The organism is Streptomyces sp. NPDC028314 (genome assembly GCF_055565795.1).
In genome coordinates, this window is the sequence record NZ_JBVHTP010000008.1 from 289,196 (window position 1) to 309,230 (window position 20,035).

Below are 20,035 nucleotides of genomic sequence, written 5' to 3' on the forward strand. Positions count from 1 at the left end.
GGACGGTGACGAAGGGTCAGTGGCCCAGTTCTCGGACGAGGCCGTCGGCCTCGGCCCGCCAGGCCCGCACCTGGTCGTACGTGGGCCCGAGCTCGTACAGGTGGTAGTGGCACCCCAGACTCAGCTGGGACCAGAGGGCCTTAGCCCGTCGGGCCGTCTCGGCCGACGCGACGGAGTGCAGAAGGAGCAGCTTGGCGCGCCCCGTGGTCTGGGACAGACCGGGTGTCGCGGCTTCCAGCACCCGGTCGACGCAGAGCTCCAGCGCGGTCCGCAGCGCGAGGCAGGCGCCGCGGTGCCGGCCGGCGGTGGTCGCGTCGGCGAGTTCGCCGTCGAGGAGGCGGTCGGCCGTCAGCAGCAGGCCTTCGACGGATGCGGGAACAGGGGTGGTCATGCGGTCACCTCCGGCTTGCGGATCTTCTGCGCCAGGCTCTCCACGTCCGAGACGAAGCGGTGCGGGTCAGGGATCGAGGCGCCGCTGGAGTGGGACCCCTTCTGGCACTGCTGGATCAGCGACCATGCCGGGCTTCCGTAGCGGCGGAGCACCTCCCCCGTGACGTCGGCACCGCGCGTCACGTCGCCGAAGAGGGCGAAGGCCGCGACCTCCAGGAACCTCTCCGCGCTGTCGATCGCGGTCTGGAGGTCGTGCTCCGAGCCGCCGGTGCGGTGGTGGCGGATCCACGCGGCTTCCAGGAACGCGTTCTCCAGGGCGATCCGGCACAGGCCGGGCAGCACGTGGCTGTACGTCTCGGGGGGCAGCCCCGGGGTGGCGGCGATGGCCCGGGCGTCGCCGATGGCCTGCTTGACCGGGTCGTCGACGCGGTCGACCTTCACCCGGGACCCCTCGCCACGCATCACCTGGAAGACCGTGACCGGCAGCTCCTGGTCGGTGAACGCCTTCTGCAGACGGGGATCGTGGGTGAAGACGACGATCTGCCGGTGCCTGCCCAGCTCGTGCAGCACCTGGGCGAGTCCGTGCACCTTGGTCGGGTCCATGGACTGCACGGGGTCGTCGATGACGAGGAAGCCGAACGGGCTGTCCGCGGTCGTGGCCCTCGGCAGGAAGAGGGAGAGCGCGAGGGAGTGCAGCTCGCCCTGGCTCATGACGTCGAGCGCCGGGGCGTCCTGGCCGTCGACGGAGGCCGCCATGACGAGCTTGCGGACGTTCGCCTTCTCGCTGCCCTTCAGGCCCACGGCCGTGAGGTCGACGTTGCTCTCCTGCCGCAGACGCTCCCAGATGGCCTGCGTGGCGTCGGTGAAGCGCTCCATACGCTGCTCCCGCAGCTCGGTGGAGAGGTCCTTGAGCCACTTCACCGCCTTGCGGAGGTTGCCCAGCAGAGGCTTGTCCCGCTCGGTCTCGCGCGCCTTGTCCGCCCAGGCGGCGAGCCGGGTGACGAGCGCGCGCCACCGTTCGTCACGCTCCTCCAGCTCGTGGGCCGCGTGCCTCCTGACGGTGTCGCAGGCGTCGACGAGGACCGTGGCGGCTTCTTCGGCGCTCCTGGCGAGATCGGCGGGGTCGGTGATCCGCCGGCAGTCGGTCCACCCCTTCCACGGGTCGGCCAGAGCCGCGGGGATCCGCTGGGGGTTCTCGATGAGGTTGTGGAGGTTCCGCTTGCCGGTCCGGACGGCGGCGTGCGCGTCCTCGGCGGTCTTCGCCTCGTGGCGCAGCTCCGCCACCTGTCGGGCGGCGCGGTCGTACCACTCCCGTCCGAGGACCCGTTCCGCTCCGCACGTAGGGCAGACGTCGTCGTCGGGGTGCCGGTGGGCGTGGTCGAGGGCCTTTTCCAGCAGGTCGGCGCGCAGCCGGGCGTTCTCGGCGTCGGTGCCGTGCAGGTCCTCCACGTCGGCGAGGGCGTTCCGCAGCCGCCGGACGGCCTCCTCGACTTCCGCCAGGTCGGGCCCGTGTACCCCGGCCTCGATCCGGAGCTCGGCGAGCCGGCTGTCGTCGGCCGGGGGGAGTCCGGTGACGAGGGCGTCGATGGTGTCGAGGTCCGGGGCGCCCGGGGTGTCCACGGCGAGCAGGGCCTGCACGGCGCGGTCGTCGTCCTCGAGGGTGTAGAGGGCGTCCTTCAGGCCGGGGAGGGCGTCCTTCATCTCCTTCGCGACGGCAGCGATGGCCTTCTCCCGCGCGCTCAGCCGGTTCGTCGCGGTGGAGAGCAGCTCCATGCCGAGGATGGTGGCGATCGCGTCGTACCGCTCGGACGGCTTGCCGGTGAGCATGAGGTCGAGGTCGGTGTACGAGAGGAACGGCCGGTGGTCGGCGAGGGCCGTGTCCCAGCCGGCCTCGGCCACGGGGACGGTCCCGTGACCCGGGCGCTTGAAGGTCGCTTCGGAGCTGCCGAACTCCTGGCTCGTCCAGGTGCGGGTGACGGTGCTGTTGCCGGTGTCGCCCTCGATCGCGAGCTTGAGCTCGATCTTGGGGCTGTCGGCGTTGTGGAGGTTGTACCAGTGGCCGCCGCGCGTGGCGTCCTGGCCCGGCCGGTGGGCCCGGGTGCCGGTGAAGCCGACCTCGATGGCGTCGGCGAGGCTGGACTTGCCGGAGCCGTTGCGGCCCACGACGAGGTTGACGCCCGGGCGGGGGCTGAGGCTCAGCCGGGCACGAGGCCCGATGCCGCGGAAGCCGTTGACGGCGAGGGAGCCGAGGTAGATCCGGCCGCCCGGGGAGGTTCCACGGGTCTCGTTCTCGCCCAGCGCCTCCTTCAGCAGCGCCTTCACGGACTCGGGGAGTGCCGCCTCGCCCAGACGGGTCCGTACGAGATCGGCCAGGGGCGGGGGCTGGTCGGCGGAGTTCGGCCGAGCGGGTTCGGTGGGTTCGTCCGCGTTGCGCTGGAACTGTTCCGTCACGGTCATGTGCGTCTCCCGGGGGCCGGATGCTCGTTCGGAGGGTGGGGCGGGCACCGGCACGCGGTTGGTGCGGATGGCGCCCCGGCGTTCGCGTCGGGGGGTCCACAGTGCAGTTGCGCGGTGGGATCACGCTTCCACTCGGAACCATCGCTAGATAAGCATGACACTGAAAGCACTGTCAAACAGCTTGACGAATTTGACGACTGTTGTAATCTGTTAACCGTCCCTGTCCGACTGGCCCGAGAGGTGCGGAGCCCCACGCCATGCCCCAGCAGCCACCAGCCCGACCGGCGCCCTCAGCGCATGTGACAGCCGCCGAGATCTCCCGTATCGCAGGGGTCACGCGCGCCACCGTCAGCAACTGGCGCCGCCGCCACGACGACTTCCCGGCTCCCAGCGCAGGCACGGAATCCAGCCCGCTCTACGACCTGCCGGCCGTCCAGGCCTGGCTGCGGGGCCGCGGGCACACCTCCACCGCCTCGCCGACCGAGGAACTGCGTACGGCGCTCCGACTGCTGGGCCCCGGCTCGGGAGTGGCCGCGCGACTGTTCCCACTGGCGGCCGGCGCGTCCCGCCGCACACCGGAGGAGCTGGCCGAACTCGCCGCCCTCCCCGACGACCGGTTGATCGCCCTGGCGGAGAAGACCGCGGGCAAGCTTCCAGCCGCCGTGCCCGAGGCCGAGCCGGTCCGCTACGGTCCGGACGACGCGGACGCGGTCCGCGCGCTGCTGGGCTGCGTCCGTGAGGCGGGGCCACAGGCCGCCGTCGACGTCCTCGCCGAACGCGAACTGGACGAGGGCGCCGCCAGCGGCGTCTACCAAACCCCGAAGAGCTTGGCCCTGCTCATGGCACGGCTCCTGCCCGCCGACGCGTCCCGCGTCCTCGACCCCGCCTGCGGCAGCGGCACGCTCTTGGCTGCCGCGGCCCGGCAGGGCGCGCGGAAGCTGTTCGGCCAGGACTCGCTCCCCGTCCAGGGCCGGCGCACCGCGGTCCGGCTGCTGCTGGCCGCACCCGAAGCAGAGACGACGATCCGCGTCGGCGACAGCCTGCGCGACGACGCCTTTCCCGACGTCACCGTGGACGCCGTCCTGTGCAACCCGCCGTTCGGCGACCGGGACTGGGGTCACGACGAGCTGGCCTACGACCCGAGGTGGGCGTACGGACTTCCGCCGCGCTTCGAGTCCGAACTGGCCTGGGTGCAGCACGCCCTCGCGCACCTGGAGCCCGGCGGCCACGCGGTCATGCTGCTGCCGCCCGCGCTCGCCTTCCGCTCCTCCGGCCGCCGCGTCCGCGCGGAACTCATCCGCGGCGGGGCCCTGCGCGCCGTCGTGTCCCTTCCGGCGCGTGCCGCGTATCCGCTCCACATCGGCCTGCAGATCTGGGTGTTCCAACGCCCCGAGCCGGGCGGCACGGACCGTACGACGGTGCTGTTCGTCGACGGGGAGGGCGAGCAGCGGGACGGCGCCCCGGGCACGGCGCCCGCCACAGACACGGCCACGGCCGAAACCGGCACCCGTGGCGGCTCACGCACCCGCCGCTCCGGCTCGTCCTCTTCCACCGTTTCCTCCTCCGCCGCCTCCTTCGACTGGCCGGGGCTGACGGAGCGGGTCCTAGGCCAGTGGGCCGCGTTCACCACCGCACCCGACGCCTACGCCGACGAGCCGGGCGTCGCCCGCGCGGTGCCGCTCGTCGACCTCCTCGACGACGTCGTCGACGTCACCCCGGCCCGCCATGTCCGGGCGACCGCGGCCGACATCGACCCGGCCGCCCTGGCCCGCCGCGTTCACGACCTGCACGGACAACTGGCCGAACAGGTCACCGCGCTGGCGGCCTCCTCCGCCTCCGGCGGGTGGCAACCGTCCGGGGCCTCGGCCCGCGAGTGGCGTACGGCGACCGTCTCCGACCTGGCACGCGGCGGAGCCCTGACCGTGCTGCGGGCGGCGACGCCCGGCACCCGGGGCTCCAAGGGCTCCGACGCCCCCGCCGTGGAGCGGCCGGTCCTCGCCGCCCGCGACATCGCGGCCGGAAACCCGCCGTCCGGCACGGCTGTCGACATCCACACGGACGCCGTGCAACCCGTGGCCGCCGGGGACGTCCTCGTACGCGCCGTCGCGGGCGGCGGCAACGCGGCCGCAATGACCCGGGTGGCGGACGACCGGGACGCCGGAGCCCTGCTAGGGCAGCACATCCACCTCCTGCGCCCCGACCCCGCCCGCCTCGACCCGTGGTTCCTGGCCGGGTTCCTCGGCGCCGAGGACAACATCGCCTCCGCGTCGACCGGCAGCAGCCTCGTACACGTCACACCGGGCCGCCTACGCGTGCCGCTGCTACCTCTGGAAGAACAGCGGCGCTACGGGGAGGCCTTCCGCCGCGTGCACGAACTGCGCGCAGCCGTCCGCCGAACCGCCGACCTCGCCGCCGACACCGCGGCCACCCTCACCACCGGCCTGACCGCCGGCGTACTCCTGCCACCGGACACCCCGGACATCCGTTCTGCCTGAAACACCCGACGCGTCCCACCGCATGCGACCACACTGGATCCTTGCCATCCCCCGCCCGGATGGTGCTCTTCGGAAGGAAGCCTGGACCTCTTGAACATCAGTAAGCACACGGAGCTGGCAAATCACGCCTGGTCCGTCGCCGACCTCCTGCGCGGTGACTACCGACAGTCCGACTACGGCAAGGTCATCCTGCCGTTCACCGTGCTGCGCCGCCTGGAGTGCGTCCTGGAGCCGACACGCGAGAAGGTCGTCGAAACCGTCGCCAAGTTCGCGGGCCAGGAAATCGACACCGACCACTTCCTGCGCAAGGCCTCGGGTAACTCCTTCTACAACAAGAGCGACCTCACGCTGCGGAAGATCGCAGCCGACCCGCAGAACGCGGCGAAGAACCTGCAGATCTACGTCGGCGCCTTCTCCGACAACGCCCGCGAGGTCCTCGACAAGTACGAGTTCAACCAGCAGGTCAGGAAGCTCGACGGCGCGAACCTGCTCTACCAGGTCATCGGCAAGTTCACCGACCTCGACCTGCACCCCGATGTCGTGCCCAACCACAACATGGGCTACATCTTCGAGGAGTTGATCCGCCGCTTCGCCGAGCAGTCTAACGAGACCGCGGGTGAGCACTTCACCCCGCGCGAGGTCATCAAGCTGATGGTCAACCTGCTGGTGGCGCCCGACGCGGACGCCCTCAGTCTGCCCGGTGTCGTCCGCACGGTCATGGACCCGGCCTGCGGCACGGGCGGCATGCTCAGCGCCGCCGACGACCGGATCCTGGCCCTCAACCCGGACGCGACGGTCGAGGTGTACGGGCAGGAGCTCAACCCCGAGTCCTGGGCGATCTGCCGTTCCGACCTCATGATCAAGGGCCAGGACCCGGAGAACATCCGCTTCGGCAACTCCTTCTCCGACGACGGCCACGCCCGCCGGAAGTTCGACTACATCCTCGCCAACCCGCCGTTCGGCGTGGAGTGGAAGAAGGTCAAGGAGGAGGTCGAGTACGAACACAAGTCGCTCGGCGACGCCGGCCGCTTCGGCGCCGGCCTGCCGCGCATCAATGACGGCTCGCTGCTCTTCCTCCAGCACATGATCTCGAAGATGAAGCCGGTGGACGTCAACGGCGGAGGCGGCTCCCGCATCGCCATCGTCTTCAACGGCTCCCCGCTCTTCACGGGTGCGGCCGAATCCGGCGAGTCCAACATCCGCCGCTGGATCCTGGAGAACGACTGGCTGGAGGCGATCGTCGCCCTCCCCGACCAGCTCTTCTACAACACCGGCATCTCCACCTACTTCTGGATCCTCACCAACCGCAAGGACGCCGACCACAAGGGCAGGGTCGTCCTGCTCGATGCGCGCGACCAATGGCAGAAGATGCGCAAGTCGCTCGGCGACAAACGCAAGGAACTCGGCGACGGAACGAACGGCCGCCCCGACCACATCGGCAACATCACCCGGCTGTACGCGGAGGCGCTGCAGGTCGCGAAGGACCCCGGGCACCCGCTGCACGGGAAGGTCAAGGTCATCGCCAACGAGGACTTCGGCTACCAGCGCATCACCGTCGAACGCCCGCTCAAGCTGCGCTTCGAAGTCACGGAGGAGACGTTGGCGGCTCTAGAGGAAGCCAAGCCGGTGGCGCGGCTGGAACGGAGTGAGGAGGTCGTCGCGGCGGTGCGTACGTTGCTCGGCTCGTCCTGGACGACGAAGTCCGAGGCGTTCATTGCGCTTAAGGACGCGGTGGTCGAGGCCGGCCTGACCTGGCCCTCGGGAGCGCCGTTCGCGAAGGCGGTACGGGAGACGATCGGCGTCCGGGACCCCGAGGGCGAGGTCCAGAAGGTCAAGGGCACGCCGGAGCCGGACGCGGACCTGCGAGACTACGAGAACGTTCCGCTCGGCAAGGATGTCGAGGACTACCTCAAGCGCGAAGTGTTGCCGCACGTCGCGGACGCATGGATCGACCACTCGAAGACGAAGATCGGCTACGAGATTCCGTTCACTCGGCATTTCTATGTTTACGAGCCGCCGAGGCCGCTGGCTGAGATCGACGCGGAGTTGAAGTCGCTGGAGGCGGAGATTCAGGGGCTGCTGGGCGAGGTGACGGAATGAGCACCGTGCTGGGCGTTACCCTCCCGACCTCTTGGTCCGCCGCTCCGCTGAAGCACGTGACAGCAATGTTGAATCGTGGGTCTGCTCCGGACTACGTGGATGTCGGACCCGTACGGGCAATTAGTCAGGCCTCGAACCAAGCCAGCGGTCTAGACTGGTCGCGCACTCGCTTCCATGACTTCAGCGGAAACCCGAAGAACCTCAAGGGCAACTTGCGCCCGAACGATGTGCTCATCAACTCCACGGGCACAGGCACTCTGGGCCGTGTCGGATACTTCACCGATTCGCCGGACGGGCTCCCCTGCATGGCGGACAGCCATGTCACGATCGCGCGGGCAAAGCCCGACGAGTTGGATGCTCGATTCTCCTATTACTGGCTCAGTTCACGGCCGTTCCAAGAGTACGTGTACGCGGCCCTCGTGGTCGGGGCGACAAACCAGATCGAACTCAACCGAGACCGGCTCGGCGACGCGCCGGTTCCCCTGCCTCCGCTGGAGGAGCAGCGCCGCATCGCTGGCTTCCTCGACGCCGAGACCGCCCGCATCGACGATATGCGTCGCTGCAGCCAGCGACAAGTAGAACTCCTTGGCCATCGATTCAAGGAGTTCATGCGCCGGGAGACGACGGTCGGCCAAGGTCCCGCGACAGAAACCGGTGTCCCTTGGATGCCAAGGATGCATCGTGGATGGAATCTCCGTAAGGTCAGCCAGGAATTTCGCACCGCGAGTGGCACTACGCCAACGTCGAGCGATGCTTCATACTTCGATGGCCCCTATCCTTGGGTCAACAGTGCAGATGTTAGAGATGGCTTGATTGGGCGGATCGATAAGAGCGTCACAAAGAAAGCACTGCTCGATTTCTCTGCGTTGACGGTACATCGAGCGGGAGCACTCGTGGTGGCCCTGTACGGCCAGGGCGCCACAAAGGGAAGAGTGGGAATTCTTGATTTCGATTCATGCCTAAATCAGGCGTGTTGCGCGCTAGTTCCCATTGGGAGAATCTCGACCGAGTTTGCCTTCTATTGGTTTCGCGGACACAAGGATGGGATCGTGGCCCAAGCCGTTGGCGCTGGCCAGCCCAACCTTAGCCAAGAGTTGGTCCGCCAGTTGCGAATTCCTGCACCAAATGCGGCAATGCAGCTCCAGATCACGAGTCAACTTCGGGATGCTGAGAAATCCACCCGGGTGCAGGTGTCGCAACTTGAAAGGCGAGATGCACTGCTCGCCGAGCGCCGCCAAGCCCTCATCACCGCCGCCGTAACCGGTCAGTTCGACGTCTCCACCGCCAGCGGGCGCAACGTAACGGACGGAGTCACCGCCTAGCCATGAGCCCCATCCACACGGAGTCCGCCTTCGGCGAGGCCATCGTCGCCGCCATGGTCGAGCGTGGCTGGCGCGAGACTCGCCCGCAGGACTACCGGGCCGATCTCGGCCTGGACACCAACGAACTCTTCACCTTCATCGGAGCGACCCAGCCCGACGAGTGGAGCGAGCTGCTCACCGTCTACGGCGGCGACCCGAACGAGGCGCAGCGCGGGTTCGCCGGCCGCCTCGACCAGGCCATCGCCACCAACGGGCTTCTCGACGTCCTCCGCAACGGCGTCAAGGATCGCGGCGTCCTGCTCCGCGTCGCGTACTTCAAGCCCAACCTCGTCGCCCACGACTCCGTGCTGGACGGCTACCGGGCCAACCGTCTCACCGTCGTCCGTGAACTCGAGTACGCGACGAAGCAGGCCGACTGGGGCAACCGGCTCGACCTCGCCCTCTTCCTCAACGGAATCCCCGTCGCCACGGCCGAGTTGAAGAACCCGCTGACCAAGCAGGGGGTGGAGCAGGCCAAGGAGCAGTACCGCACCGACCGCGATCCCACCGAGCTGATCTTCACGCGGCGCGTCGTCGCGAACTTCGCCGTGGACCCGGACCTGGTCTTCGTCGCCACCCAGCTCAAGGGCAAGAACACCCGCTTCCTGCCGTTCAACACCGGATCCGACGGCCCCGGCCAGCCCGGCGGCGCCGGCAACCCGGCCCCCACGGCCTACGGCACGTACGCGACCTCCTACCTCTGGGAGCAGGTCTGGCAGCCGGACAACTGGCTGGACCTGCTCCAGCGGTTCGTGCACCTGCACAAGAGCAAGACGCCCGGCGGCGGCACGACGAAGACGATGGTCTTCCCCCGGTTCCAGCAGTGGGACGCGGTCAAGAAGCTGACCACGCACGCCGCCACCCACGGCGCGGGCCACGACTACCTGGTCATGGCATCGGCCGGCTCCGGCAAGTCGAACACCATTGGCTGGCTCGCGCACCGCCTCAGCGACCTGCACACTCCGACCGACCCACGCGAGCTCGACCCCGAGGCCATAGCCAAGGGCATCAAGCCGGGCGTGCCGGTCTTCGACAAGGTCATCGTCATCACCGACCGCCGCAACCTGGACGCCCAGCTCCGGGAGACGGTCGGCAATTTCGAGCAGACCGCCGGCCTCGTCGTGAAGATCGACGAGAAGTACGGGGCGAAGGGCGAGCAGCTCGCCAAGGCCCTCTCCCGGGACACCGGGAAGATCGTCACCGTCACCCTGCACTCCTTCCCGGCACTGCTCGACTACCTCCAGCGCAACCCCACGGAAATCCAGGGCAGCCGCTTCGCGATCATCGTGGACGAGGCCCATTCCTCGCAGTCCGGTGATGCCGCCACCGCCGTACGGTCCGCCCTGCGCGACCTCGGTCTGGACTCCGACTCGGACGACGCGGGCGCGACCACGGTCAAGGCCGAGGCCGCCACCCTGGACGAGCAGCTCAAGAAGAGGGCCGAGCAGCGTTCCCGTGCCGCGAACCTCTCCTACTTCGCGTTCACCGCCACGCCGAAGGCCAAGACCCTCGAACTCTTCGGCACGCTCCAGGACATCGACGGCAAGGCGGCCTACCGGCCCTTCCACACGTACTCCATGCGGCAGGCGATCGAGGAGGGCTTCATCCTCGACCCGCTGCGGAACTACGTCACGTACAACACGTACTGGAAGCTGGTGAACCAGAACCCCGACGAGCGGGAGGTCGACCCGTCGAAGGCGAAAAGCCTGCTCGCCCGGTACGCGCTCACCCATGACTCGACGGTCGCCCAGCACGCCCAGGTGATCGTGGAGCACTTCGTGGCACACAGCCGGGGGCGTCTCGGCGGGCGGGCCAAGTCCATGGTGGTGACCGCCTCCCGACAGTCCGCCGTGGAGATGGCCCGCGCGATCAAGAGCTACCTCAAGGACCGGGACTACGACACCAAGTACCCCGACCTGGGGGTCCTCGTCGCGTTCTCCGGCTCGCTCACCCTCGACGGCGAGGAGACCACCGAGCCGAAGGAGAACGGCGGGCTGTCGGAGAGCGCGCTGCCCAAGGCATTCGCGTACACGCGTGCCGACGACAAGGCCGCCCGGGCCGGTGGTGCGGGCCAGCGCGAGTACCGGATCCTGGTCGTGGCGGAGAAGTACCAGACCGGCTTCGACCAGCCGCTGCTGACGACGATGTACGTCAACAAGTCGCTGACCGGTATCTCCGCCGTCCAGACCCTGTCCCGGCTCAACCGGACCGCCGAGCGCAAGACCCAGGCGGACCTGGCGGTCCTGGACTTCGTCAACGACGCCAACGACATACAGGACTCCTTCCGCCCGTACTTCGAGGAGGCGAACACCCTCCCCTCCGACCCCAACCTGCTCTACACCGCGCAGAGCCGGGTCATGCAGGCGGCGATCCTGTCCGGGCAGGAGATGGACGAGTTCGCCGCCGCGTACTTCGCCGCCAAGGAGAAGGCCGCGGGCTCACAGTCCAAGTGGGAGAAGCTGCACGCCGAGCTGTACCGGCAGCTCTCCCCCGCCGTCGCCCGCTTCACGCCCCTGCTCGAAAGCGAGGACACGGACGACCAGGAGGCCGCGGAGGACTTCCGTGCCGCCCTCAACGACTACGTCAGGAAATACGGCTTCCTCGCGCAGATCGTCCCCTACCAGGACGCCGAGCTGGAGCGGCTGCACCTCTACGGCCGCTACCTCCTCAACCGGCTGCCACGCCGGGCGGACGGCGGCGTGGACATCGGCGAGATCGACCTCAGCCACATGCGGGTGGAGAAGACCGGCGAGTACGACGTCTCCCTCACTTCCGAGGGGCCGACGACGATGCAGGGCTTCGGTGACGGCACGGGTGGTGCCAAGGAGGCGGAGAAGTCGCTGCTCTCGAAGTTGATCGACGACTTCAACGAACGCTTCGGCACCGAGTTCACCGAGCAGGACGTCATTCGGCCGTTCGAGGAGGCCAAGGCCGACCCGAAGGTGCGGGCGGCAGCCGTCGTCAACGACGAGGAGAACTTCGGCCTCGTCTTCGACAACGTCTTCGCGGACAAGATGGCCGACCACATCGACACCATCGCAGGCATGGGCCGCCAGTACTTCGGCCCCGACAAGGGCTTCAAGTCCAGCCTGGACCGCAGCGCCCGCAAGGCCGCCTGGCGGATGATCCGCCGCGAGGAGGGCCTGGACGACGACGTCTGATGTGTACGAACGCCCCGGCCGGAAGCGCCGGCCGGGGCGCCCTCTGGAGGAAGACCTTGCCCCCTGCACGGCGATCGCCGTGCTCACCCCACTACCCCTCATCTGCGAAATGCCACTTCAGGAGCGGGCAATGGACAACGCGATTCAGCTGATCAGTGACGGTGATGGACTGGCGGTCATCGGGAATCCGACGGATGTCGAACGCTTCCTCGCCTCCGAGGGACTGCCGTCGAAGGACCTCGGACCAGGACGGCTCAAGTCCGTCTTCGACACCGGGGCTGCAGTCGCGCAGGCAGGTTCGGAGATCTCCGCCAATTCCGGTCGCTGGGTGAAGCTGACCACGGAGTCCGCGCAGCGCCTCAAGAAGTTCGGGCTGATGGAGACCAAGACGCCAGGCGTCAGCCATGCGATGTTGGGCAAACCCGGCTCGATCAAGTCGTGGCTCCAGATCGAGAAGGGGGCCGGTTCGTTTCTGTCCAACCCGGCGCGTCTGGCTGGTGCCGCGGGGATCATGGCGCAGTTCGCGATGCAGCAGACCATGGACGAGATCACCGACTACCTCGCCGCGATCGACGAGAAGGTCGACGACGTGCTCCGCGCCCAGAAGGACGCTGCGGTGGCCCGCATGATCGGCATGGACTTCGTGATCGAGGAGACCATGACCATCCGAGAGCAGGTGGGCCGGGTCTCCGACGTCACGTGGTCAAAGGTGCAGGCCGCGCCGGCGACGATCGCAGAGACCCAGGCGTACGCGTTGCGTCAACTCGACGCACTCGCCGAGAAGGTGGAGCACAAGAGCAAGTCCAAGATCGGCGATCTCGCCGCGGCGGCCAACGAAGCCGAGTCCAAGGCTCAGGAGTGGCTCGCCGTGCTGGCTCGTTGTTTCCAACTTCAGGACGCGATCGCCGTGCTCGAACTCGACCGGGTGCTGGACGCGGCTCCGGAGGAGCTGGACCGGCATCGCCTCGGGCTTCGGGCTGCCCGACAGAACCGGCTGGATCTCATCTCGCGGAGCACCGAGCGTCTGGTGGCCCGGATGAATGCGGCTGCTGCCACCGCCAACGCGAAAGTGCTGCTGCACCCGACCAAGTCCCCGGCCATAGTCCAGTCGAGCAACCATGTCGCAACGGGCGTCCATGACTTTCACGGGCGGCTCGGGATCGAGTCCGGCCGCCGGTCATCGGATCCGAGACGATGGGTACAAGCGGCCGCGGAGGCGAGGGACAAAGCGCTCGAAACAGGAGCAAAGGGCGTCGGTGCCGCCCGAAGCCTCGGCAACGAGACCCTCGACCGGGCCGGCTCGGTGAAGGGGAAGGTCTCCAGCGGGATCGCCGAGCTGGCGCGCCGTCGGCGCGGGGACGAGGAGGAACGCGCCCAGGAAGGCTGAGCCTGATCCGTCGGTCCCCCGGATCTCCGGAGTGGTGGCGTTCGTTGTCTCGGCTCACCGTGCAGGACGCGGGTGCCGGTACCAGCAGTCGGTGATCCCGTGGCCCCTTGCGCACCGTGACCGCTGGACGGCGGATCGCCCCTGCGGTCACACTTGACCCCTGACCGTGACTGTTCATCACGTACACCGGGGGCAAGGTGCCGCAGGAGGCGATCTCCGACCGTTACGAACTCCTGGAGGAGCTCAGCCACGGCGGCATGGGCGACGTGTGGCGCGGCTACGACGCCGTGCTCGACCGGCCCGTCGCCGTGAAGCTCATCCGGCAGGCATCGGTTACTTCCCCGCTACTGGCCGAGGAATTCGCCAAGCGCTTCCGCCGCGAGGCCCGCATCACCGCGCGCATCCAGCACCCCGGCGTACCGCAGGTGTACGACGCGGTGCTCGACGCGTCGTACGAGCGGCTGTTCCTGGTGATGGAGCTCGTCGATGGTGTGCCCCTGTCGGCCTACCTCGACCCCGGCCGGCCGCTGCCGGTCAGCTGGGCGGCCGCCGTCGCCGCGCAGGTCGCGACCGTACTGTCGTACGCGCACGACGTCCCGGTGATCCACCGCGACCTCAAGCCGGGCAACATCCTCGTCGCACGCGACGGCACCGTGAAGGTCCTCGACTTCGGCATCGCCGCCATCCTGCGCACCGACGTCACCAAGCTGACCGCCACCGGCAGCCCCATCGGCACCCACCAGTACATGTCGCCCGAGCAGGTCCGCGGCGGACGCATCACCCCGCAGACCGATCTGTACGCGCTGGGCTGCGTGCTGCACGAACTCCTCAGCGGACGACTCGCGTTCGAGGCGGACAGCGAGTACATGCTGATGTACCAGCACGTCAACGCCGCCCCCGCCCCGCTGCGGCAGCTGCGGCCCGACGTCCCCGAGGCACTGGAGGAGCTGGTCCTGCACCTGCTGCGCAAGGCGCCCGAGGCGCGTCCCGCCGACACGCAGGAGGTATACGCGCGACTGCTGCCGTTTCTCCCGCCTCCGGGCCAGGAACCCGGCGCGACGGACGCCGGGCCGGCCGGCGCGCCCGATCCGACGGGCGTCTTCCGTCGTCCTTTCGCGCCCCGCGCCCGCGCCCAGTCGCCCGTACCTGATGATGTGCCGCCCACGGCCGTCCTCCCGGGGGCCCGGCCGGTGCCCGTTCCCGCCCAACTGCGCGAGGACATCAGGGCGGCGTACGCCCATTCCGACGCCCTGCTGGAGGAGGAGCGCTTCGCTCAGGCCGCCGAGGTGCTCGGCGAGATCATCGAACCCGCGGCCCTCGCCCTCGGCTCCGAGAGCAAGGCCGTTCTGGCGCTGCGCCGCCAGCGTGCGGCCATCCGCCTCCTCGGCGGCGACTACCGGGCCGCCCTGCCCGAGTTCGAGGCCCTCGCCGACGCCTACGCCCGCATCGCCGGGCCCACCGGCGAGCAGTCCCGCGCCTGCCGCGCCCAGGCGGCCCGGTGCCGCGCCGAACTGGGCCAGGTCACCGACGCGCTCGCCGCGCTCCAGGGCGTGCTGAACGTGGTGCGGGCCGTCGAAAGTGACGTGAGCGAGGAAGCGGTGGAGCTGCGGCACAACATCGGGATGCTGCTGCTCGCCCAGGGCCAAGCCGGCGAAGCCAGGCAGGTCCTCGAACCGCTCCATCAGGACATGTGCATGGTGTTCGGCCCCGACGACGAGATGACCGTCGAGATCGCCGAGGCGCTGGCCCTGATCCGCCTGGACCTCGACGGCGACGCTGCCAGGTAACCCGCTCGTACACCTCGCAGGCTCGGCTGGAGTCACTGAAGCAGGCCAAGGACCCGCGCATCCGCACCATCCGCATCGCCCAGGGGAACCGAGGACGAGCATCGGCCATTCAGGGCACCAGGGACAGGGCGCGCCGAGGCTCCGATGCGGCCCGCTGGCCGCCGCCGTCGACCATCGTCATGGTCAGCCCGAAGAGCATCTTGTTCATCTCGTCCGGCGTGAGGCCCAGCTCGGCGGCCACCGCCGCCGGTTTCATCCCCGTGGAGCGCAGGCCCTGGAAGACCTTGGTGAGCACCTGGGACGTCTCCCGCTTCTTCATGCCTTCGGGCTCCGCCTTGCGGTAGCCCCGCTGGCTCAGCTCGGTGCAGGCGGAACGGTACTGCCAGTCGGTGAGGAGTCCGAGGTCGTGCATGCGGTAGGTCAAGGCCATCGCGGACACGTTCCAGATGACCTTGCCCTTTAGGATCTGATCGACGTGGGCCCCAGCCGGCATGTGGCCAAGCACGCTCGACGCAGGCATGAGGAAGGCACTGGCGAAATCGTTCGCCTGGCGCTCGGCCTCAGGACCGGCACACTCTCGGTCGCTGCCGTGCATAACGAGGTGTCCGAGTTCGTGGGCGGCGTCGAAGCGGCTGCGCTCGGCGGACTTCATCGTGTTCAGGAAGACGAACGGGGTCCTCCCGCGCCAGACAGCAAAGGCGTCGACTTCCGCATAGTCGGGCGCGAGCGAGAAGACTCGGACGCCGTGCGCCTCCAGGAGGTGCACCATGTTGGGTGCTGGGGAGCTCCCCAGCCCCCACGCCGTGCGGACCATCTCGGCCGCGGTCTCGGGGTCGGGCTTGCCGAGAGAGGGAATGTCGGCAACCGGCAGACGGAAGCGTTCCTCGATCCAGTCATAGAGGAGCGCGGCCAGCGTGCCGGCGGCGCGCGCGGCATCAAGAGTGCGGGCCGGAGTCTTGCTTCGAGCACGCCACGAGATGCCCTCGGCGGGCAGCTCGTCGATCTCCGGACCGGTGAAGAAGTCTCCCGGGAAGCCGAGCGCGCCTGCGAGCCGCTCCACGGTGGTACGTCGGGGTGCCGTCCGGCCGGTCTCATAGTTGGACAGGCTCTGAAGCGAGACCCCCGCGAGTCGGGAAAGCTCGGCGAGCGTCAGGCCCCGGCGCTTTCGGGCCAGCGTGATGCGGGACGGGGTCACCATGGTGAGACTGCCTCGGGATCCGGATGGTGCGGGTGGGGCGGCCAGTATCGCGGCCACCCCACATGATGGGCCTCAGCGAAACTCGACGGAGATGTCGATCTCGTCGGGTCCATCTTCGTCCGACAGTTCGATTTCGTCCATCTCGATGACCGGCAGCAGTATCCGCTGCTCCCACTTCACGACGAACCCGCGATCGACCTGACCGGGCAGCGACAGTTCGCTGTGGATCCGCACCCCGCCCTCGGCCTTCACTCGGTACGAGACCAGGAACCAGGTCTTGAGCTTCAGGGCCTCGTCTTCATCGAGGAGGACTTCGTTCGGATCGACGGGCGGCGGGAAGAGCCCGAGCTGGACGTTGTGTTCGGCGGCGCGCTCCGTGGCGGCGCCCCTCTTGTGGAGGTTGGTGGGGTGGAGGCTCGCGCTACCGGTGGCCGCGTCGCCGACCATCGTGCCGATGGCGAGCGTCTTCTCCGGGTTGCAGACGAGTTCGAGATGGTCGTGGAGAAGCCGCTTCCACCCCTCGTGGCGGATGTGCGCTTCCCTCAGCATGCGCACGTGCTCCTGATAGGCGCGCGTCCCGGCAGTGTTCGCTGGATGGTTGGGGGTGGCCGTTCGCCGCGCCGCCTCGCCGGCATACAGAGCCGGGTGCAGGTACTCCAACTTCGTTCCCAGCGCCGCCAGCTGGGCATGGACGCCTTCGGACACGGAGCCTCCGATGATTGGGCAGGAAGTTATAAGGAGGCTACCGCAAACGAGGCGTCAGTTTTATAAGTTTTCCCTCCACGAGCCTTAAGATGATGCGTAGTTGCCGCCCGCCGAATGTTGCCAACCCAAGCACGACTTCAGAGCACGCTGCGGCCCGCTTGGTCGCCGGCCCGAAGAAGGAACGCTGTGACTCAGCAGACCAACGGCCCCTCCCAGGACCTCAAGCCGACGTTCGACTCGATGACCCTGCTGGTCGCAGCGGTCATCGTCCACGACCGGGCCGCCCATCGCGTCGTGCTCCTCCAGCGCGGCGAGCAAGCCAAGTTCGGCCAGGGCTTGTGGGACCTACCTGGCGGCAAGAGCGAGCCGGGTGAACCGATCACCGAAAGCGCAGTCCGCGAGCTCTATGAGGAGACCGGCCTCACTGTGAAGGCCGACTCGCTCGAGGTCGTTCACGTCATCCACGGCGCCTGGGGCGTCGAGGCTCCCAACGGTTACCTAGCGGTCGTCTTCGCCACTCACGAGTGGACCGGCGAGCCCGAGAACCGCGAGCCCCACAAGCACTCCCAGGTCCGCTGGGCCCGCGTCGATGACCTGCCGAGCGAATTCGTCCACACGTCGGGCAGTGCCCTACTAGCCTTCCTGCACGGCGGCCCCCAGGTCACGCTCCGAGGGTGGTCGTAGACCCCGGAGGCAGGAGAGAGCCATGTCTGATTCGCCTCGGGACGCCGCGCTGTCGCCCATGAAGCCGTTCCACCCCTTCAATGACGTCGGCGAGCCGGTCGGTCTGCACCGCGGGCAGGTCGGCGGTGTGCGGGACAGAGGTGCCCGGTGAGGTGAGCCTTGCGTGTTCACCGGTTCTCAGCCTCGTCTGGAGCGTCACCCCCGAGCCGAACTCGTATCCGTACACGCAGGACACAGCCGTCCTGCGGCTTCCTCGGCCGTACGGTGAGGCAGGGGTGGAAGCCTGGGTCCGCGGTTTCGACGAGGGCTGGATCAACGGAGCCGTCCTGGGAGACAGCTCGGTGTGCGTTCCCTCGACCGCGCGGCAGCCGTCGTCGGGTACGACTGGCAGTGCGATCCCCGTTGCTCGTGTGCGGGACTGCCTCGACTACCCCCTCCTGTACGAGATGGCCGAGCTCCTCCCCCCGCCCAACACCGTCGGATGCCCACGCGAGTACCCCGCCATCGTCTACCTGATCATGGCCGCACTCACCCCCGTCGCGGGATCCAAGCGCTCCACAGTGGGTCTACTGGCTGCCCCCAGGACTGGCGCAGCGTGCGTGCCAGCATCCGACGCCACCTCGGCCGCCGGGCCGCGGCGGCGCTCCCCCTCACCGCGCCGTCCCGAGGCCAGTACCAAGACGCGATGACCAGTCTCCTCGTGCCCTGCATAGACCTGCTCGAGGAAGAATTCCGCCGCTACGCCACCCAGCAGGCTCTGCGGCAAGGGCTGTTCCCAGGTGACATCGCCAAGGTCTGGAGCCGCCCCGAGCGCCGGCAGCTGATCGTCGGTGATGCCACCGTCCCCAAGGCCCCCTCCAAAGCTCGCAGGGAGATGACCGCTGATCCGATCACCGGGGAGATCCGCAACCACCGCGTAGACCCCGCTGCCCGCACCTGCTACGAGAACGGCGATAAGGCGAAGAAGAAGGTCCGCGGGACGAAGTGGTTCTTCGCCTCAGGCCGTGACGACGGGTACTGGAGTCGCGTGATCGTTTCCTTCTCGCACGTCGCCGGTGGCGAGTACGAGGACGAAGCAGCTGTCGCGGTACGGCAGTTCACCGCCCTCAAGAGCGCCCTTCCGCACTGCATGGGCATCGTCTACGACGGGGCCTTCCGAGGCGTCCACCGCGACGCCCTCGCGCGGCTTGGCCTCCTCGCCGTCAACAAGCAGCACGGGTCGCTCACCCCGGTCTTCTACGAGAAGATCAAGACCTGCCGGAGCGGCCACGAGTTGTGGTGCAACGACGGCCGCATCGCCGAAAGCATCCGCCTCGACGACGGTACCCGCGTCTTCGAACCCGTCCCGATCATCAAACTCGAGCACCGGGCCGGCAGCACCAAGAGCCGCTGGTACCACCGCCTGAGGATCCCCTGCCGGCACCGGGCCCACGACTACCGCGTCCCCGTCGGCATCACCACCACCGCCGAGGACCGCACCCTGCGGTGCGTAGACAGCGGCCGGCCCCTGAAGAGCGACAGCGAGCGCGGCTTCCACCGCGCCGAGCACCTCCAGGAGATCCCGCAAGACACCCTGGCCCACCAACTCGTCTACCCGTACCGCGCCGACTCCGAGTCGGTCCACAGCCAGTTCGACCTCAGCCTCTGGAACCGCCGCATGATCGCCTACGGCGTCGAACGCCAGAAGCTGTTCGTCCTGGGCTTCGCCCTCTCCCAGAACGCCACCAGCCACCAGCTCCACCTCAGCAAGGCCGCATAGACCGAGATCCACAGCCCCCGCAGCCTCCGCGACGGCCGTGCCCACAGAGGGCGCGGCCGTCTTTCGTGCCCCGGGTCCACAGCCGACCAGAGCCACCCCGGACGCGAAACGGACATCCAGAAGCGCTTCGGCAACGCCCCCACCGTCCCGACAAAGGCCCTACGCACCCGACATCGCCGAAACGCGCAGGTCACAGGGCCCGAGATGGACGTGGTCGAGGCGCACGTCAATCGAGGCGACCACGGGCAGCCTGATCCGCTAGGCTGTCAGCGGTCAGACGGCTACCAGGCGTGTGCCCGGGAAAGTGTCCGCCAGGACGCCGCCCCGCCAGCATACGCACGCAAGCTGACCAGGACGTTTGTCAGTCCGCGTCGAACTACCCCACCGGGGTTTCCGACACGGTTCTCGACAAGCCCCCGCCTTCGTAGCTCAGGGGATAGAGCACGGCTCTCCTAAAGCCGGTGTCGCAGGTTCGAATCCTGCCGAGGGCACGTGGACCGAGGCCCCCAGCCGATCACGGCTGGGGGCCTTCGTCGTGCCGTGGGGGCGGC

General features: G+C 68.6%; 13 protein-coding genes and 1 tRNA gene. 10 read left to right on the forward strand and 4 right to left on the reverse strand.

The annotated features are described in order from the left end of the window. Window positions 1–16: 16 nt before the first annotated feature. The gene (locus tag ACZ4TG_RS20375; protein ID WP_468164635.1) at window positions 17–391 is read right to left on the reverse strand and encodes a hypothetical protein; all 375 of its coding nucleotides are present in this window, start codon (window positions 389–391) and stop codon (window positions 17–19) included. After that, a complete protein-coding gene (locus ACZ4TG_RS20380; protein ID WP_468164637.1) occupies window positions 388–2,847 on the reverse strand; it encodes an AAA family ATPase in 2,460 nt (819 codons plus the stop codon). The genes ACZ4TG_RS20375 and ACZ4TG_RS20380 overlap by 4 nt, the downstream gene beginning before the upstream one ends. 299 nt (window positions 2,848–3,146) lie before the next feature. On the opposite strand from ACZ4TG_RS20380, the gene ACZ4TG_RS20385 reads away from it, so the two are divergent. The 6 genes from ACZ4TG_RS20385 to ACZ4TG_RS20410 all read left to right on the forward strand — a co-directional run bounded on the left by ACZ4TG_RS20385 (window position 3,147) and on the right by ACZ4TG_RS20410 (window position 15,138). Continuing rightward, window positions 3,147–5,342, forward strand: coding sequence for an N-6 DNA methylase (locus ACZ4TG_RS20385; RefSeq protein WP_468164639.1), 2,196 nt, complete (start codon window positions 3,147–3,149; stop codon window positions 5,340–5,342). 90 nt (window positions 5,343–5,432) lie between these two features. Then, on the forward strand, window positions 5,433–7,442 hold the full coding sequence (locus ACZ4TG_RS20390; protein ID WP_468164641.1) for a type I restriction-modification system subunit M: 2,010 nt from the start codon (window positions 5,433–5,435) through the stop codon (window positions 7,440–7,442). After that, a complete protein-coding gene (locus ACZ4TG_RS20395; protein WP_468164643.1) occupies window positions 7,439–8,764 on the forward strand; it encodes a restriction endonuclease subunit S in 1,326 nt (441 codons plus the stop codon). The genes ACZ4TG_RS20390 and ACZ4TG_RS20395 overlap by 4 nt, the downstream gene beginning before the upstream one ends. A gap of 2 nt (window positions 8,765–8,766) precedes the next feature. After that, window positions 8,767–11,964, forward strand: a complete 3,198-nt coding sequence (locus ACZ4TG_RS20400; RefSeq protein ID WP_468164645.1) for a type I restriction endonuclease subunit R — start codon at window positions 8,767–8,769, stop codon at window positions 11,962–11,964. A 130-nt stretch (window positions 11,965–12,094) separates the two neighbouring features. Beyond that, the gene (locus ACZ4TG_RS20405) at window positions 12,095–13,351 is read left to right on the forward strand and encodes a hypothetical protein (RefSeq protein WP_468164647.1); all 1,257 of its coding nucleotides are present in this window, start codon (window positions 12,095–12,097) and stop codon (window positions 13,349–13,351) included. A gap of 197 nt (window positions 13,352–13,548) precedes the next feature. Further along, window positions 13,549–15,138, forward strand: a complete 1,590-nt coding sequence (locus ACZ4TG_RS20410; RefSeq protein WP_468164649.1) for a protein kinase domain-containing protein — start codon at window positions 13,549–13,551, stop codon at window positions 15,136–15,138. Window positions 15,139–15,247: 109 nt separating this feature from the next. Here the strand turns inward: ACZ4TG_RS20410 and ACZ4TG_RS20415 are convergent, their stop codons facing one another. Both ACZ4TG_RS20415 and ACZ4TG_RS20420 read right to left on the reverse strand, forming a co-directional pair. Beyond that, window positions 15,248–16,336 carry a helix-turn-helix domain-containing protein gene (locus ACZ4TG_RS20415; RefSeq protein WP_468164651.1) on the reverse strand — a complete coding sequence of 363 codons (1,089 nt, stop codon included), beginning with the start codon at window positions 16,334–16,336 and terminating at the stop codon, window positions 15,248–15,250. A gap of 72 nt (window positions 16,337–16,408) precedes the next feature. Continuing rightward, complete coding sequence (locus ACZ4TG_RS20420) at window positions 16,409–17,041, reverse strand: hypothetical protein (protein ID WP_468164653.1); 633 nt, start codon at window positions 17,039–17,041, stop codon at window positions 16,409–16,411. A gap of 186 nt (window positions 17,042–17,227) precedes the next feature. Between ACZ4TG_RS20420 and ACZ4TG_RS20425 the strand changes: the two genes are divergently transcribed. From ACZ4TG_RS20425 to ACZ4TG_RS20440, 4 genes are all read left to right on the forward strand, one after another. Then, window positions 17,228–17,725 (forward strand): NUDIX domain-containing protein, encoded by a 498-nt coding sequence (locus ACZ4TG_RS20425; RefSeq protein ID WP_468164655.1) that lies wholly within the window; start codon window positions 17,228–17,230, stop codon window positions 17,723–17,725. A gap of 22 nt (window positions 17,726–17,747) precedes the next feature. After that, window positions 17,748–17,876 carry a hypothetical protein gene (locus ACZ4TG_RS20430; protein ID WP_468164658.1) on the forward strand — a complete coding sequence of 43 codons (129 nt, stop codon included), beginning with the start codon at window positions 17,748–17,750 and terminating at the stop codon, window positions 17,874–17,876. Between the two features lie 534 nt (window positions 17,877–18,410). Then, window positions 18,411–19,484, forward strand: a complete 1,074-nt coding sequence (locus ACZ4TG_RS20435) for a hypothetical protein (protein WP_468164660.1) — start codon at window positions 18,411–18,413, stop codon at window positions 19,482–19,484. Between the two features lie 418 nt (window positions 19,485–19,902). Further along, window positions 19,903–19,975: transfer RNA gene (locus ACZ4TG_RS20440), tRNA-Arg, on the forward strand. Window positions 19,976–20,035 lie beyond the last annotated feature (60 nt).

Bases quoted from the DNA above. Each gene is read 5' to 3' on its own strand.
- ACZ4TG_RS20375 (WP_468164635.1), bottom strand. From the start codon at position 391: ATGACCACCCCTGTTCCCGCATCCGTCGAAGGCCTGCTGCTGACGGCC.
- ACZ4TG_RS20380 (WP_468164637.1), bottom strand. From the start codon at position 2,847: ATGACCGTGACGGAACAGTTCCAGCGCAACGCGGACGAACCCACCGAA.
- ACZ4TG_RS20395 (WP_468164643.1), top strand. From the start codon at position 7,439: ATGAGCACCGTGCTGGGCGTTACCCTCCCGACCTCTTGGTCCGCCGCT.
- ACZ4TG_RS20400 (WP_468164645.1), top strand. From the start codon at position 8,767: ATGAGCCCCATCCACACGGAGTCCGCCTTCGGCGAGGCCATCGTCGCC.
- ACZ4TG_RS20405 (WP_468164647.1), top strand. From the start codon at position 12,095: ATGGACAACGCGATTCAGCTGATCAGTGACGGTGATGGACTGGCGGTC.
- ACZ4TG_RS20415 (WP_468164651.1), bottom strand. From the start codon at position 16,336: ATGGTGACCCCGTCCCGCATCACGCTGGCCCGAAAGCGCCGGGGCCTG.
- ACZ4TG_RS20430 (WP_468164658.1), top strand. From the start codon at position 17,748: ATGTCTGATTCGCCTCGGGACGCCGCGCTGTCGCCCATGAAGCCGTTC.
- ACZ4TG_RS20435 (WP_468164660.1), top strand. From the start codon at position 18,411: ATGACCAGTCTCCTCGTGCCCTGCATAGACCTGCTCGAGGAAGAATTC.